The following is a 15,773-nucleotide window of genomic DNA, read 5'->3' as shown; positions in this document are numbered from 1 at the left end:
GAACCCTTGCAGTAACAACTGCAGGGGTTTCTTGATTTATAAAGTTTAAAGACCAAGGAACAAAGACCAAAGAGCAAAGAACAAGGGGCAAAAGCTGAATTGTTTTTGAATATTCCACCCATTCTTTTTGCTGAATATGATTCGGGATCTTTTTAAGGGGACTAATCCATAACGATAGAAGAACAAGGAGATTAGAATCCATCTATAATTGTTTCCCGCAGATTTCAGGGATTTCGCGGATTTAGGGTGATGAAACGTTGTGTTGTTGAAATTCAGGAACTTTTAAGGGTACTAACCCATAACGATAGAAAAACAAGGAGATTAGGAATCCATCTATAATTGTTTCCCGCAGATTTCAGGGATTTCGCGGATTTAGGGATGAAATGTTGTGTAGCAGCATTTGGAGTCTAAAGAAAAGCAAGTTTAAAGTTATTCTCAATCAATGTTCTTCGAAACCCTTGTCTGGTTCTCCTGAATAGGATTCAGGATCTTAGAAAGAGTTGATTTAAAACGCCTCAGCAGGAGCAGGCTTTCAAAAAAAGGCACCAGGCCTGTCTTTAATAAACCTGATGGGAACGAAAATCCTTTTTGTTAACGATAACATACTATTTCCAGAAATATCTCAACAAAAAGATTGCAGTGTACAGCAGGACTGAAAGAGCCAATAGTTGCTGACTTTCGTTTGCTATCTATTATTTCTCTAAGAAATCTCAGGTGTAACGAAAGAGAGAAATCAAATCTCTTACTTATTAATGAATAGTAACTTATAATATGATTATGAAATTTCAAAGCAGAAATCATATTCCTGCTTTGAGATTAATTATAGTAGGAGGTATTCAGATTGCTATTTGCTTTTTCGGCCGTTTCAATGGGTAAGTAATCAGATAAGATGAGAGCCTGACCTTTCTTCACACATACATCATGTTCAAAATGTACTGATGGTTTGCCATCTACGGTTCTGATGGTCCAGCCATCTTCATCTAAAAAAACTTCTTTTTTACCCATATTAATCATCGGTTCAATGGCTAAAACCAGATTTTCACGAAGTAATGATCCTGATCCTTTCCGTCCGTAATTTGGAACCTGAGGATCTTCATGCATATCCCTTCCAAGGCCATGGCCTACCAAATCACGAACTACGCCATATCCCTTCTTTTCATTGTGTGACTGAATAGCATAACCAATATCACCCATTCGCTTTCCGGCAACCGCCTGCTCAATACCCAGGTATAATGAATCTTTTGTGGTTTTGACAAGTGTTAAGATTTCTGTGGAAACTTCGCCTATTATAAATGTATAAGCATGATCACCATGAAAGCCATTTTTTATTGTACCAACGTCAACAGAAATAATATCACCATCTCTTAACTCCTCTTTAGTTGGGAAGCCATGAACCACTACATCATTTACCGAAGTGATAATATGAAAAGGGAAACCGTTATAATTATAAAAAGAAGGAACCGCACCATGATCCAGAATAAAAGTATTTGCCAAATGATTAATTTCCAGTGTAGTCATGCCTGGTTTAAGTACTTTTGCTATTTCCGCCAAAGTATTACTGACCAGTAGCGCACTGATTTTCATTAATTCTACCTCTTCATTGGTTTTGTAAATAATCATGCTGCAAATATAAGCAATCTACATTTAAAGGGCTATTTCAAACCTATCTGTTTATTCATTTGTTGCATGGTTAGAGCTGAATGTATCATTTGAATGTGCTGGTAAGCAGGATACCTGATGAAATTAAATTAATTACATCTTTGCTTTTTTAGATTTTAACACTATTTTTATTTAATCAATTAAAATAACAATCTACAACATGAAAAACGGTACAGTAAAATTTTTTAACACAGAAAAAGGATTTGGATTTATTAAAGAAGAAAATGGTTCAGAGATCTTCGTTCACGTAAGCGGACTGATTGACAAAATAAGTGAAAATGACAATGTGGAGTATGAAGTACAGGAGGGAAAAAAGGGATTAAATGCAGTTAAGGTAAGACTTGTTTAAAACATCACTTTTGCTGATTTAACAGGCCTCCGGCCTGTTTTTTTGTTTATAATGCTCTTGTTTTTTAAATATATTCTAGCTTTTCGATATTTACTGACCTTCATATGTGTTTATTTTCTGGGTGGTATTCACTATAAACTTCTTTATTGGAAAGTTTCAAACTTTAATCCTTTCAGCGTGTTGTTATACCATCTACCAATTATAAGATTATAATTTACTATGGAAAATCAAGAAAAAACAGCAGAGGTATTAAATGACCTTATTGAGATTAACAATGACAGAGCAGATGGTTTTGATAAAGCATCAAGTGATTTAAGTGATGAGAATATCGACCTTAAAGCTACTTTTGATAAACTTTCGTCTGATAGCAGACAAAATTCTATTGAACTTGCCGGATTAGTGGGCAGAAGTGGCGAAGAGCCTGATAGCGGCAATACCGTTTTAGGCACACTTCACCGCGCCTGGATTGATATTAAAGCAAGTTTTGGCGGTAATGATCGTCACAGTATTTTAGCAGAATGTGAACGTGGTGAAGATGCCATCAAAAAAGCATACAGAGATGCACTTCAGGAAAATGAACTGGGCGAAAATGTAAGATCTGTTCTGTTAAAACAACAGGAAGGTGTTAACATTAGTCATGATGCCATAAAAGCATTGAGAGATGCACATAAAGCAGTATAATTAAGCTGCAATAAAATTTAAGAGCCGCTGAAAAATATTCAGCGGCTTTTTTTATTATTAAAATATAAGCTTTCTCTTTAAAACAACTTAAAGGGTAATAGAAGCAAGACTGATCATCTCCAGACAGCCTTCACTAAAATGATATGTATTACATGCACTTTTCTTTTTTATACCTGGTTTTTAATCTGCTAAAGGTTTCTTCTCTCATTAACAGGTAACTGGCTAAAATTCGGGCGGGTAAGCTGTATCTGTCTGGTGTTTTACTGAAGACACTATAGCGATGAATAGCAGAAGGAAGGCGGCACAATCTTGATTCATGAACGATTTTCTGGTATTTCATAGAGAAAATCTTTCTTACCATTTTATCTACCTCCGGGAATTTATTATAAAGTGTTTCTACTAAATCTTTTGGTAGTAAAATAAGCTCTGAATCGCAAATCACTTCCAGGCCTTCATCTTCCAGATAATGTGATATTTCGGTATAACCGATTAATTCATTCTCTCCGTACAGCGATAGTGTGATCTGCTTTCCATCAATAAAAGTATATTTTCTTAATGTTCCGCTGACTATAAACAATGCATTTTCTCCTGCAATTCCATCAGGATACAATCTGATATTCTTGCTAACCGTGAGAGTGGAGGCATATTGCTTAACTTCTTCAATAAGCTCATCGGATACAGGTTCCAGGGCATTAAAAAAGTTAATTATTGAATTAAATTTCATCTCGCACTATAAATAATTTTAAATGAGCGCGCGATTGCAAAGTTAGCCATTTAATTCTTAAAAAATGCGATCAGTTGAAACCTTATCCATTTACTGTATATGCAATTTTTTTATGACGGTAGATTGAAAAGGTATATTCAATATAAAGCAGATTATTATTTTTGAAATCATAATAATGCTGCTCAAAAAATCATCAACCTATTGTAAGAACAACACTGATGGTTAAATTTTACTTAATGGCTTTTAACCATCAGCTCTTATTTTTTCTTTCGCTAATGCAAGGTCATCTGCCGAAACATCGAGCTGTTCATTTTGATTTTCTGCAGAAGGTAAATATTTCAAATCAACACACATAGGAAAATGATCCGAACCACAACTTGGTAATCTTTTAATGGAACTGAGTGCAAAATCTGTTGAACAGAAGATATGGTCTAATGGAAAGCGAAGCAGCCAGTATTTTGCATTGAAGCTGTTAAAAAAGCCTCTTCCGCGCCGCGGATCTAAAAGTCCGCTGACTTTTCCAAAAAGTTCAGTGGTATAACTCCAGGCGACGTCATTCAAATCACCCATTACCACCACCGGAATTTTGCTTTCTTTCGCTTTGTCTCCAACTATTAATATTTCCTTATCTCTCTCTGTGCTTTTTGGATTTTCCTGAGGAACTGGTGGTTCAGGATGTAAACAAAATAATTTTACTTTTTGACCAGATCTTAACTCCACTGTAGCTTCCATAGATGGGATGTCGGGCTTTACCAGGTAGTTTACTTTAGCATCAGTTAAAGAAAGTTTAGAATACAGTAACATGCCATACGTATTTTCTAATGGAGCCTTTAACTGGTAAGTATATCTTTCTTGAATAGAATCCATTTCTTTTTCCCACCACTTATTGGTTTCTACCATCAAAATGACATCAGGATCGCATGATGCAATAAGGTTATGGTAATCGGCTGATTGGCGGTTTTCCTGAAATACATTCGCAATTAAAATTTTAAGATTATCCCTGCCATTGGATCTTAAACTGGTAATGATTTGCTTCTTGCCAAAAACAGTAAAAGGAAATATGAGGTATAAAAGATAAAAAACATTGAGTAATAGGGCACTAAATAGTAACCAGTCTGCTGTTTTTACCGGAAACGAAAAACACAGTATGATCAGAATAAGTACAAGGTTGAGGGATAATTTTTGAAGCCTGGGATATTCAAAAACCCTGAAAATCCAGAAGTCATGACGAATAAAAGGAATAACCGTTGATAGGATAACAAGCAAACTCAGATAAAAAAGGATGTCGTGTGTCAAAGCGTTCTTAATGAATGTAAGTAGCTAAACAAGCAACATGCAAAAATGTTCTGTTCACCAAATTCGGGGATAAAAAAAGAAAATTCTATTAGCCAGCTATTGAAAACTGCCTGGTATCGGTTAATCCAATGGTAAAATCGTATCGCTTTAGCTCATAAGCTATGGCCAGGGCTTGCAATTTTCTCAATTCATCATAATTCAAGGCATTCTCCTGTGTTATGGAAGATAGTAATTTAATTTTGGAGATAATTTCACGGTAATTCTCGTGACTTGTAATTTCGTTCATTTGCATTTGTTTATGATGCGATAAATTCTGCATGATAACAGGCCATAAATAAAAAAGTTTTCAGTACTGGTTAATTTTTAGCAATAATGAAATTACAATCGGAATAAATACAAAAAAGAAGGGATTACATCAGCAATCCCTTCTTTTTAAAATTACGTTGAAGCAGGTAAGCGATCCAGCCAATCCGCCACATGCGCGGCTACCTCTTCCCAGCCTGGTTCACCACAAATATAATGGCTTCGGTTAGGGAATTCTTTGAAGGCTGTCTGGCTTGATTGATCTTTGTAAGCTTCGAAGTTTTTCTTCACCAGCGTATTCGGAATAATTTCATCTTGTTCTGCGGCAACCATCAGCAGGGGCGCATGTGGTAAATCCAAATCCATTTCTCCAGGAGTTCCCATGCAATCGCGCAGTACATTACGGCTATCATGCGTGGCAAATTCCTGGTATGCTATATTTGATTCCTGCTCACTTAGGGTATTGGCAAATGAGCCGTGAAAACTTTTTTCATCCATAAAAAAAGGTTCATTCCCTTTAAATGGATTTGCGATTAAGGCACTGTTTTTAAAAAATCCCCAGTCGAAATCCAGCATCGCATTGGGAGCCACCGGACTAATCGCCACGCCGGCACTTGCCACACCGCGGTTGAGGAGTAACTGAACGATTAAACCACCAACAGAATGACCAATTAAAATTGGTTTTTCCATTTGAAGTGCCAGTGTTTCTATAGGTACTATAATATCATCCAGATGCAAATCGCCAAGGCCGGCAGGCGGGTTTTGACGAAGGCTTAGCGGTTCACCCTCATGTAGTGGCCAATCCGGAACCATGCAATTATAGCCTCTTGCTGTAAAATATTCTTGCCATTTGTCCCAGCTTTTTGAATTCTGGAACATACCGTGTATAAAAATGATGTTTTTCATAATATTCTTTTCCTTTCCTGAACAGTATAAAATTTAAAGTGGTTTTAAAGCCAGACTGATTATTCCGCTAAGGAGAATCTTTAAGGGCGATATTGATTTTTTAAATTTTCATCAAAACTAATTGGGTATCCTATTGGTTTACAATGAGAGAGATATAAAGAGAATATGGAAAAGCGCATCTATGTGTTAGAGGATAATGACGATATAAGAGAGATTGTTTCTATGTTGTTGGAAGAAGAAAAATATGAGGTATTTGCTTATTCGAACATTGCTTCCTTCCGTTCAGGGATTGAAAAAGGTAAACCTGCAGATTTATTTTTGCTGGATGTGATGCTGCCTGATGGAAACGGCATAGATTACTGTTGTGAATTAAAATCATCACCTGGTACTGCCGATAGGCCTGTGGTGATGATGTCGGCTAACTTTTCTAAAGATGGCAAATATAAACGCTGCTTCGCACAAGATTACATTCATAAGCCATTTGAGATAGATGATTTTGTTAAACGGATTTCGGCACAGATTCATTAAAAATGGAATCAGTTATATTGCTTTATAAATTACAATTCCTTTTTATCAATTAGGGTATCATCTGAATAAACACTGAAACAGGTGTTATAATCAGAATAATTGTCGCTAAGTTTGCGGCAGAAACTGATGAAAAGAGAACAGCACAAAAACTTTATAACCCTGTATGCTCAAAAATTAAAGCATTTTGCGATCAGGATACGTTATAGCGAATACCTCAGCGATGCCTTAAGAAACACGCTGGCCATCATCATTCCACTCGTTTTATTTGCTTATTCCGGACAACTTGTAGCGGGGATCAGCATCAGTATTGGCACACTCTTTATGAGCATGTGCGACATTCCGGGCAACAGGAGAGACAAATTAAGTGCTTCAGTAATTGCAATGGTTTCATTGGCCGTTACCTCTTTTGCGATTGCGGCAAGTATGCCAAATCCATTTTATGTTGCGCTCAGTGTGGTAATGATCACCTTTATTTTTGCCATGTTATCAGTATTTGGCAACCGACTGTCGCTCATCGGGTTAATTGGTACCACGTTGATTGCTTTTACCCTCGGGCTGCACCCCAAAGAACCATTTATCTTCAGCTTTTATATTGTCCTAGGTGCCGCCTGGTATGCCATTATCAGTCTGACGCAGATTTATTTGTGGCCATACCGTTCCTTGCATCATGCTATTTTTGAAGCCATTCAGGGAACGGCTGCCCTTATGCGTTTACGGGCAAGTGCCTATAATGAGGGATTTGATCTACGTGATTTTAATGCAAGTAATATATCAATTCATTTGAAGTTAAATGCAAGACAGGAACTCATCAGAAGTTTATTGCTCCGCGATAGAATTGCCATGTCGCCGGATAACCAGTCTGGCAAAAAACTGCTGGCTGCAGCATTAGATATTATTGATCTTTATGAGCAAGTAACGGCGATTCACCATGATTATGGGGAAATCAGGGCTGCGTTAGCACCTACAGGTGCGCTGTGGAAAATTCATGATGTGATTTCACAGCTTACAGTACAACTGGAATATAGCGCTGCACAGTTTTCCATTACCAAAACCATGGATGCTGATCAATCACATCAGGAAGATATTGCAAAAAAGATTGATGAATTACTGCTCCTCTCCACCACCATATCTTCATCAGGAGGAAATCTACTTGCCGGAATCGCAGGGAATTTAAAAGATATTTCTGAAATTGTAGCACGCTTGTCCGCAAGCTATCGGATGCAATTGCCAGCTACTGATCTTATCGAAACAGAAGTTTACAAAGATTTTATTCCTGAAACCAGCGTAAGCCGGAAAAATTTACTGGCTCAGTTTTCACTTCATGCTCCGGTATTCCGTTTTGCACTTCGCCTGAGTTTACTTTGCCTGATTGCCATCACACCCACTTTATTTTTTCCCGGACAGCGTTATAGTTACTGGCTGCTACTTACGGTGGTTATTGTAAACCGGCCTGGTTTTGGTTTAACCAGGAAACGAAATACGGAACGTTTGTGGGGAACCTTGATGGGCTTACTAATTGGGCTTTTACTTGCTTTTGTTCCGGTTTCTGTACAATTAGGACTGGCAGCGCTTGGCCTGCTTGGCTTTTTTCTATTTAACCGAACGCATTACCTGTGGGGCGTTGCTTGTGTAACAGTCATGGTCGTGCTGGCATTGAATGTTTATCATGGGCATGTATCCCAAATTATCAGCGATCGCTTATTATTTACTCTGGCGGGTTGTGCATTATCTTATGTTTCTATATTTATCTTTCCCATTTGGGAGACACCACGCATTAGTGCCCTCATTTTAAATGCGCTCACTGCCAGTCGCCATTATTTGTTTTGCGTTGCTACAGAGCGAAAAGGGTTTATGAATTATTTTTACAGGACTAAACTGGCCAGAAAAGATGCTTACATCAGCTTTTCTTTTTTAAGTGAGGCATTGCAGTCCGTAAGAAAAGAACCCTTATCCAATCATATCGATCTGGCCGGACTGGAAGATGTTCAGGTTTTGATTTATCAATTAAATGGTGCCATTGCAGCACTTGCTCTGGCCAAAAATACAGATGTTGCCATGGGAGATGATGCGTTTGAAAGTTGTTTGAACGATCTGGATTTTTGCATTGCACATGCTCCATTAACTCCGCTAAGTGCCTTAAGTGGTGAGAAGCAAAAGGCTATGCCTGCTCAAAAATTGCTGCCCATGTTTACGCAACAATTAAAAACATATTTCAGTTAAACCATTCACGACTTATTTAACGCTGTTATCATCGGTGGAATAATATTTGCACCATCCCTGATAAAACATCATTATGGATAAGCAACAAATAAAGAATACAGCCAGGATACTATTAGGCGCGGGCCTGATTGTTGCCGGAATAGGTCACTTAACTTTTTCAAGAAAAGAATTTCAGGCACAGGTTCCGGACTGGGTACCATTAAAAAAAGATGATACAGTAGTTTACTCAGGTTTAGTAGAAATAGCATTGGGTACAGCTTTGGTGGTTGCCCCCAAAAAATACAGGTCAACAGTTGGTTTGCTGGCAGCATCACTTTTTGTTGGTGTTTTTCCCGGTAACGTATCGCAATATGTGAACAGGAGAGATGGTTTTGGCTTAGATACCGATCAGAAAAGATTAACGCGATTGTTTTTTCAGCCAGTATTGGTTTTCTGGGCCTGGAAGAGTACCAGGAAATAATTTTTTCCTGCGTTTTTAGAATTTCTAAAATCCAAATAATTTACGCATGGTTTTACAATTCATTATATTTGATAAACAAAACCATGTAACATGAAATCCTTTCAACTATTCAAATGTTTTATGCTGCTTGCCATATTTCCGGTAGCCGGGTGGGCAGCGAGTGTGGATACTATAATTACCTACAGCAAGGTAATGAAGAAAGAAATTAAAGCCGTCATCATAAAACCAAATGCCTATGCTGATTCTAAAAAATTCCCTACTTTATATTTATTGCATGGCGCAGGTGGTAATTATTCGGATTGGGTAAAGCAAACACCTGACCGGGAAACCGTTAAACGTTTAAGTGATCAGTTTGATATGGTGGTGGTTTGCCCTGATGGTGGGATAACCAGCTGGTATTTGAATAGTCCGGTAGATAAGACTTATCAATATGAAACCTACGTGTCATCAGAATTGGTGAATTATGTTGATCAGCATTATGCTACCATAAAAGATCGATCAGGCCGGGCCATAACAGGCTTAAGCATGGGCGGTCATGGTGCTTTATATCTTGCTTTTCGCCATCAGGATGTTTTTGGTGCCTGTGGAAGCATGAGCGGAGGTGTGGATCTTCGCCCTTTTCCTGAAAACTGGAACATTTCGAAAAGATTGGGTACCTATAGTGAAAATCCTGAACGCTGGGAGGCTAACAGTGTGGTAAATTTAACCCATCTTCTGGTTCCAAATAAACTGGCCATGATTATCGATTGTGGTGATGCCGATTTCTTTTATAAGATAAATATCGCACTGCATGATAAGTTGATGGATCGAAATATTCCGCATGATTTTATCATTCGTCCGGGCGTACATAACTGGGTTTACTGGGGAAATGCGATACAATATCAGATGCTCTTTTTCAGCCAGTATTTTGGTCGCCGTCAGCAATAAATAGCTTTTAAAAGAAGAACGGGCCAAAGGTAAAACTACCTCCGGCCCGTATCTAAATTAACGCTCTCGAAACGAAAGTAGAAGTTTTGATGTTACTTTCCAAACGAAATGTTAATTTTTAATATTTCTTCATATTTTCTTCATCTTTCAGAAGGGAAATCCAGATGAACAAATAACTGTGCCAGATAAAATATGATTTATGCTAAAGCCTTTAATTTCAATTGAATACTGTCCGCGTTGTGGCTGGTTACTTAGGTCAGCCTATATGGCCCAGGAACTACTCACAACATTTTCTGAACAACTTAAGGGGGTATCTTTATTGCCGAGTGAAGTGAGCGGAACATTTCAGATTAGGTTAAACAACGCGATCATCTTTGACCGGAGAGAAGCCGGACGTTTCCCCGAAATTAAAGAATTGAAAAAGTTAGTCAGAGATCAGATTGATCCGGAAATGAACCTCGGGCATACCGATCGGTAATTTACTGACCGTAAAATTTCCGTACATCAGCATGGGCTGAAATCTACGGACAGGATTTACCGCTCATTCCTAAAATGATTCGGTTTAGCAAAAACAATGAACTTATTTTAAAGTTATATCTGTGTCAGCTTGCTTCGCTTTGTAAAAGTAAGTTAACCGTTTACGCAAAACAAACAGATATGAAACATTACGATGCCATCATCATTGGTGCAGGACAGGCAGGCGTTCCGCTTGCAAAAAAAATGGCCGAAGCCGGAAAAAAAACAGCAATCATTGAAAAAAGAGAAGTAGGCGGTACCTGTATTAATGATGGTTGTACGCCTACTAAAGCCATGGTCGCTTCTGCCAAGGCAGCCTATCAGGCCAGAAAAGCTTCAGAATTGGGTATTATCATTAATGAAGTTAAAGTTGATTTAAAAAAGGTGAAAAAAAGAGCAGATGGCATTGTCAAAATGTTCAGGGAAGGTGCTGAAGAGGGAATTAAAGAAACGAAAGGCTTAAAATTATACCTTGGTGAGGCAAGTTTCAGTGGTGAGAAGGAAATTGTGGTTAAGGGTAAGGATGGAACTACAGAGACCTTAACAGCTGATTTAATTTTTATCAATACCGGTGCTAAAACCATCATCCCTGAAATTGAGGGAATTGAAGAAATAGACTATCTTACTTCAACTTCCATCCTCGATCTGGAAGAAGTTCCGGAACATCTGGTGATTATTGGCGGTAACTATATTGGATTGGAATTCGGGCAGATGTTCAGCCGTTTTGGTAGTCAGGTCACCATTCTGGAACAATCGCCCGTTATTTTATCCAGGGAGGATGATGATATATCGGCAGCAGTTACCGAGATCCTGAAAGCGGAGAAAATTGATGTATTAACTGACGTTAAGATCGGCCATATTGGATGGAAAGGTGATCAGATCGAAACCACCATCACTTCAGGTAAAAAAGATAAGAAGATTACCTCCAGCCATTTACTGGTTGCCGTTGGCAGGGCACCGCAAACCCGGCATCTAAATCTGGAAAATTGTGGCGTTGAAACAGATGAACACGGTCATATTATGGTGAATAATCAATTGGAAACGAATGTTAAAGGAATTTACGCTTTGGGTGATGTTAAAGGAGGGCCAGCCTTTACACATATTGCCTACAACGATTATACCATCGTTTACCGGAACCTGATTGAAAATGCACATTTATCTACTACAGACCGGCCGGTGCCTTATTGTATGTTTACTGATCCGCAACTGGCCAGAATCGGGCTTTCCGAAAAAGAAGCCAAGGCACAAAAGTTAGATTATCAGGTGGCTGTTCTGCCCATGAAAAATGTAGCCAGGGGCATTGAAACCAATGAAACATCCGGACTCATGAAAGCAGTTGTGGATGCAAAAACAAATCAGATTTTAGGTGCAGCCATCCTTGCTTCAGAAGGTGGAGAAATTATGTCGGTATTGCAGATGGCGATGGAGGGAGGAATCACTTCCGAACAAATCAGGTACGGGGTTTTTGCACATCCCACCTATACCGAATCACTAAATAACCTGTTTATGAAAATGCATGCTTAATGATGATCAGACTGGAAAAGGTAAGTAAATCTTTCAATGATACTATCGCTGTGAAAGCAGTTTCATTTGAAGTAAAAGAAGGTGAAAACCTGATCCTTTTAGGAACCAGTGGCTGTGGTAAAACCACCACACTAAAAATGATCAACAGACTGATCGAACCTGATGAGGGGCAGGTTGTGATTAATGGAAAAAACATTGCAATTGAAAATCCTGAATTACTAAGAAGGGGAATAGGTTATGTCATGCAAAATAATGGCTTATTTCCACATTACACTGTAAGAGAAAATATTGCGATTATTCCGCAATTATTGAAGTGGGATCGAAAGAAAACCTTAGACAGAACAGAAGTGCTTATGGCCAAACTTCATCTCCCGGATGAATATATCAACATGTTTCCACATGAACTTAGCGGCGGGCAGCAACAGCGCGTAGGATTAGCCAGGGCTTTGGCGGCTGATCCGGCCATCTTGCTGATGGACGAGCCTTTTGGTGCATTGGATAATGTAACCCGGGCCAGTATCCAAAAAGAATTTATAGCACTGGAAGAATTGAAACGTAAAACCATCGTAATGGTTACGCACGATATTCAGGAAGCATTTGAACTGGCAGATCGCATTTGTTTAATGGATAAAGGTGAGATCGTCCAGATTGGAACACCAAAAGAATTGCTCTATCAGCCGGCAAGTGATTTTGTGGTTAAATTTATGGAAAGTGAACGGCTTTCCCTTGAATTCAAGATCACAACACTTGGTGATTTATGGCATCATTTATCAGAGAAATTTTCAGCAAAAGCCACCATCGTGCGTTCGGATCTGAGCGTATGGGATGCCTTAAATTATTTTCGTTCAGGTGTTAAGGAAATTGCTTTTTCGACAGGTAAAACCCGGGAACAAAAATCGATGGATATTCATGATTTAACCTCAGCCTTTAATCGTTATCAAACACAGTATCAGCATGAATGAACCTCAGCAAAATTTATGGCAGTTCATGTCGGGAGAGTCTGATAAATTGCTCAATCAAACCTTTCAGCACCTGGGTTTAACTTTCATTTCTCTTTTTCTGGCGGTGGCGGTGGGTTTACCTTTAGGCATATTCATTGCCCGGAAACGAAAGCTTTCCGGTTCTGTTTTGGCTGTGGCTGGTGTTTTACAAACCATTCCCAGTATTGCCTTATTGGGATTCATGATTCCATTATTGGGCATTGGTGCTAAACCAGCTATTGTAGCCTTACTGATTTATGCGCTGTTACCCATCATCAGAAATACTTATACAGGCATCGTAGGGATTAGTGAAGAGGTAAAAGAAGCAGCAATAGCTATGGGAATGAGTAAAATGCAGGTTTTATTTAAAGTCGAGTTACCACTGGCTATGCCTGTTATTCTGGCGGGTATCCGAACGGCTACCGTCATTAATGTAGGCGTAGCCACACTGGCTTCATACATCGCGGCAGGAGGTTTAGGTGAATTTATTTTCGGAGGAATCTCACTTAATAATACCAATATGATTCTGGCAGGCGCTATTCCGGCAGCATTACTGGCCATTATCCTTGATGCTGTTTTAGCTGCGATCCAAAAAATGAATGTTAAAAAGTTCAGAAAGCTGTTGTATATCTTTCCTGTTATTTTTTTGTTGTTGGGTGGCTTTTACCTGCTTCCTAAAGCTTATGGCGGTTCATTAACCGCTGGTTTTACGCCAGAATTTATGGGCAGGCAAGATGGTGATTTAGGGTTAAAGGCCATATATGGTTTAAAAATTCACACCATTGTAATCAGTGATGCGGTCATGTATCAGGCCGCCTATGAAAAGGAGCTGGACGTGATCAGCGGTTACTCTACAGACGGACGTTTGAAAGCATTTAACCTCACCATTTTAAAGGATGATAAAGGGATTTTTCCGCCATATTATGCTGCACCGATTGTCAGGGTTAAGGCTTTGCGCAAATTTCCGGAACTGGAAGGCGTATTGAATCTTTTAGCCGGAAAAATTACCGATTCAATCATGACGGATCTGAATTACCGGACAGATTACCTTCATCAAACGCCTGAACGGGTGGCCAAAGACTTTTTAATGGGATGTGGCTTATATAAAAGTGCAAAAGGTGGCAAGAAAGGGGTAATCAGGATTGGCTCAAAAATTTTTGGAGAGCAATACATCCTGGCAGAAATGTACCGGATGCTGATTCTGGGAAATACAGACTATGAAGTAGCCACTAAAACAGGTTTGGGTGGTACTAAAATCTGTTTTGATGCGCTGATGAACGATCAAATTGACTTTTATCCGGAATATACGGGTACTGGCTTACTAGTTCTGCTAAAACCCGATCCAAAGATGGCAAAAAAAATAGCGCACGATAAGGATGGCACTTATCAATATGTGAGTGAACAGTTTTTACAGCAGTTTAATATCAGATGGCTGAAACCAATTGGCTTTAATAATTCTTATGCATTAATGATGCGGCAAAAACAATCAAAAGATCTTGATGTTAATAGTATAACAACATTACAACAATATCTAGATAAAAATTAATGAGCTTAGTTGATCAATTTCTGACCATCAGGAAGTATACTGAATCGATTTGTGAGCCCCTGCAAACGGAAGATTATGTGGTTCAGCCTGTTGCCGATGTAAGTCCACCTAAATGGCATCTCGGACATACCACATGGTTTTTCGAAACTTTTATCTTAAAACCACATGCAGTAAATTATCAGGAATATAATCCGGATTATAATTTCGTTTTTAACAGTTACTATGAAACGGTGGGTGCCAGGGTGATCCGAACGGATCGAGGCAATTTAAGTCGGCCTAGTGTAAGTGATATTTATCAGTATCGCCATTATATAGATGAGGCCATGACCAGTTTGCTTGGTGAAACCATAACTGATGAGGTAATGGAACTCCTGATTTTAGGATTTAATCATGAGCAGCAGCACCAGGAACTTTTGCTTACCGATATCAAATATATTTTAGGCAATAATCCGCTTTTTCCGGTGTATTCCAGTAAGTGGATTGAGCATGAGGAAGTCCAAACTTCACCTGAACCAATAGTAATAGCTGAAGGAATCTATGAAATTGGTTTTGCCGGAAGTGATTTCTGTTTCGACAATGAATTAAGCCGCCATAAAGTTTATCTGCATGATTTCGAAATCAATGCAGTTTTGGAAACCAACGGAACCTATCTGGATTTTATAAAGGCGGGTGGCTATAGTGATTTTAATTACTGGCATGCAGAAGGTTGGGACTGGGTAAAAACAAATGGCATTAAAGCGCCAATGTACTGGCAAGAAATAGATGGCGACTGGTTTAATTATACTTATGCTGGTTTAGTGCCATTAAACAGGTTACACCCGGTAACGCACATCAGCTATTATGAAGCCTATGCTTATGCCAGTTGGAAAGGCATGCGGTTGCCAACAGAATTTGAATGGGAGGTGGCTGCAAGGCAATTTAACTGGGGCAAACGATGGGAGTGGACAGAAAGTGCCTACTTACCATATCCCGGTTTTAGCAAAGCTCCTGGTGCCATTGGGGAATACAATGGCAAATTTATGGTCAACCAGAAAGTACTTCGCGGCGCATCTGTTGCCACTCCGAAAGACCATGGACGCATTACTTACAGAAATTTCTTTCATCCGCATTTAAGGTGGCAGTTTACAGGGATCAGATTAGCAAAATAAGATTGA

At 38.9% G+C, this 15,773-nt stretch carries 17 protein-coding genes; 11 read left to right on the top strand and 6 right to left on the bottom strand.

All coding sequences use genetic code 11. The features are described from left to right. On the bottom strand, positions 1–202 hold a 202-nt coding region (locus OQX64_RS22220; RefSeq protein WP_265820408.1), incomplete at its 3' end, for a hypothetical protein. Between the two features lie 614 nt (positions 203–816). After that, entirely contained in the window at positions 817–1,620 is an 804-nt protein-coding gene (gene map / locus OQX64_RS22215) for a type I methionyl aminopeptidase (RefSeq protein WP_265820407.1), read from the bottom strand. Positions 1,621–1,819: 199 nt separating this feature from the next. Between map and OQX64_RS22210 the strand changes: the two genes are divergently transcribed. Continuing rightward, complete coding sequence (locus OQX64_RS22210) at positions 1,820–2,008, top strand: cold-shock protein (protein ID WP_029285704.1); 189 nt, start codon at positions 1,820–1,822, stop codon at positions 2,006–2,008. 219 nt (positions 2,009–2,227) lie between these two features. Beyond that, positions 2,228–2,689 (top strand): PA2169 family four-helix-bundle protein, encoded by a 462-nt coding sequence (locus OQX64_RS22205; protein WP_265820406.1) that lies wholly within the window; start codon positions 2,228–2,230, stop codon positions 2,687–2,689. A gap of 148 nt (positions 2,690–2,837) precedes the next feature. Here OQX64_RS22205 and OQX64_RS22200 read toward each other — a convergent pair whose 3' ends face one another. The 4 genes from OQX64_RS22200 to OQX64_RS22185 form a co-directional block, all read right to left on the bottom strand. Further along, positions 2,838–3,413: a Crp/Fnr family transcriptional regulator gene (locus tag OQX64_RS22200; protein ID WP_265820405.1), complete on the bottom strand. Its 576-nt coding sequence runs from the start codon at positions 3,411–3,413 to the stop codon at positions 2,838–2,840. A 243-nt stretch (positions 3,414–3,656) separates the two neighbouring features. After that, positions 3,657–4,709 carry an endonuclease/exonuclease/phosphatase family protein gene (locus OQX64_RS22195; protein ID WP_265820404.1) on the bottom strand — a complete coding sequence of 351 codons (1,053 nt, stop codon included), beginning with the start codon at positions 4,707–4,709 and terminating at the stop codon, positions 3,657–3,659. Positions 4,710–4,797: 88 nt separating this feature from the next. Further along, positions 4,798–4,995: a hypothetical protein gene (locus tag OQX64_RS22190; protein WP_265820403.1), complete on the bottom strand. Its 198-nt coding sequence runs from the start codon at positions 4,993–4,995 to the stop codon at positions 4,798–4,800. Positions 4,996–5,147: 152 nt separating this feature from the next. Next, a complete protein-coding gene (locus OQX64_RS22185) occupies positions 5,148–5,918 on the bottom strand; it encodes an alpha/beta hydrolase (RefSeq protein ID WP_088303157.1) in 771 nt (256 codons plus the stop codon). A 165-nt stretch (positions 5,919–6,083) separates the two neighbouring features. Here OQX64_RS22185 and OQX64_RS22180 point away from each other — a divergent pair, with 165 nt between their 5' ends. The 9 genes from OQX64_RS22180 (at position 6,084) to egtB (ending at position 15,767) form a co-directional block, all read left to right on the top strand. Further along, positions 6,084–6,446, top strand: a complete 363-nt coding sequence (locus OQX64_RS22180; RefSeq protein ID WP_265820402.1) for a response regulator transcription factor — start codon at positions 6,084–6,086, stop codon at positions 6,444–6,446. Positions 6,447–6,572: 126 nt separating this feature from the next. Beyond that, positions 6,573–8,666, top strand: a complete 2,094-nt coding sequence (locus OQX64_RS22175) for an FUSC family protein (protein ID WP_265820401.1) — start codon at positions 6,573–6,575, stop codon at positions 8,664–8,666. Between the two features lie 73 nt (positions 8,667–8,739). Further along, a complete protein-coding gene (locus OQX64_RS22170) occupies positions 8,740–9,126 on the top strand; it encodes a hypothetical protein (protein WP_088303154.1) in 387 nt (128 codons plus the stop codon). 90 nt (positions 9,127–9,216) lie between these two features. Beyond that, on the top strand, positions 9,217–10,053 hold the full coding sequence (locus OQX64_RS22165; protein ID WP_265820400.1) for an alpha/beta hydrolase: 837 nt from the start codon (positions 9,217–9,219) through the stop codon (positions 10,051–10,053). Positions 10,054–10,252: 199 nt separating this feature from the next. Continuing rightward, entirely contained in the window at positions 10,253–10,531 is a 279-nt protein-coding gene (locus OQX64_RS22160; protein WP_088303152.1) for a SelT/SelW/SelH family protein, read from the top strand. Between the two features lie 179 nt (positions 10,532–10,710). Next, positions 10,711–12,093 (top strand): mercuric reductase, encoded by a 1,383-nt coding sequence (locus OQX64_RS22155; protein ID WP_265820399.1) that lies wholly within the window; start codon positions 10,711–10,713, stop codon positions 12,091–12,093. Continuing rightward, positions 12,093–13,055 carry an ABC transporter ATP-binding protein gene (locus tag OQX64_RS22150; protein ID WP_265820398.1) on the top strand — a complete coding sequence of 321 codons (963 nt, stop codon included), beginning with the start codon at positions 12,093–12,095 and terminating at the stop codon, positions 13,053–13,055. The genes OQX64_RS22155 and OQX64_RS22150 overlap by 1 nt, the downstream gene beginning before the upstream one ends. After that, positions 13,048–14,619 (top strand): ABC transporter permease/substrate-binding protein, encoded by a 1,572-nt coding sequence (locus OQX64_RS22145; RefSeq protein WP_265820397.1) that lies wholly within the window; start codon positions 13,048–13,050, stop codon positions 14,617–14,619. The genes OQX64_RS22150 and OQX64_RS22145 overlap by 8 nt, the downstream gene beginning before the upstream one ends. Beyond that, positions 14,619–15,767 carry an ergothioneine biosynthesis protein EgtB gene (egtB, locus tag OQX64_RS22140; RefSeq protein ID WP_265820396.1) on the top strand — a complete coding sequence of 383 codons (1,149 nt, stop codon included), beginning with the start codon at positions 14,619–14,621 and terminating at the stop codon, positions 15,765–15,767. The genes OQX64_RS22145 and egtB overlap by 1 nt, the downstream gene beginning before the upstream one ends. Positions 15,768–15,773: the final 6 nt, after the last annotated feature.

Origin of the sequence: Pedobacter sp. GR22-10 (genome assembly GCF_026239715.1) — a bacterium.
Classification (GTDB): Bacteria; Bacteroidota; Bacteroidia; order Sphingobacteriales; family Sphingobacteriaceae; genus Pedobacter.
Note: the sequence above shows the minus strand (reverse complement) of the source record. Positions and strands in the feature narration are given on the sequence as shown.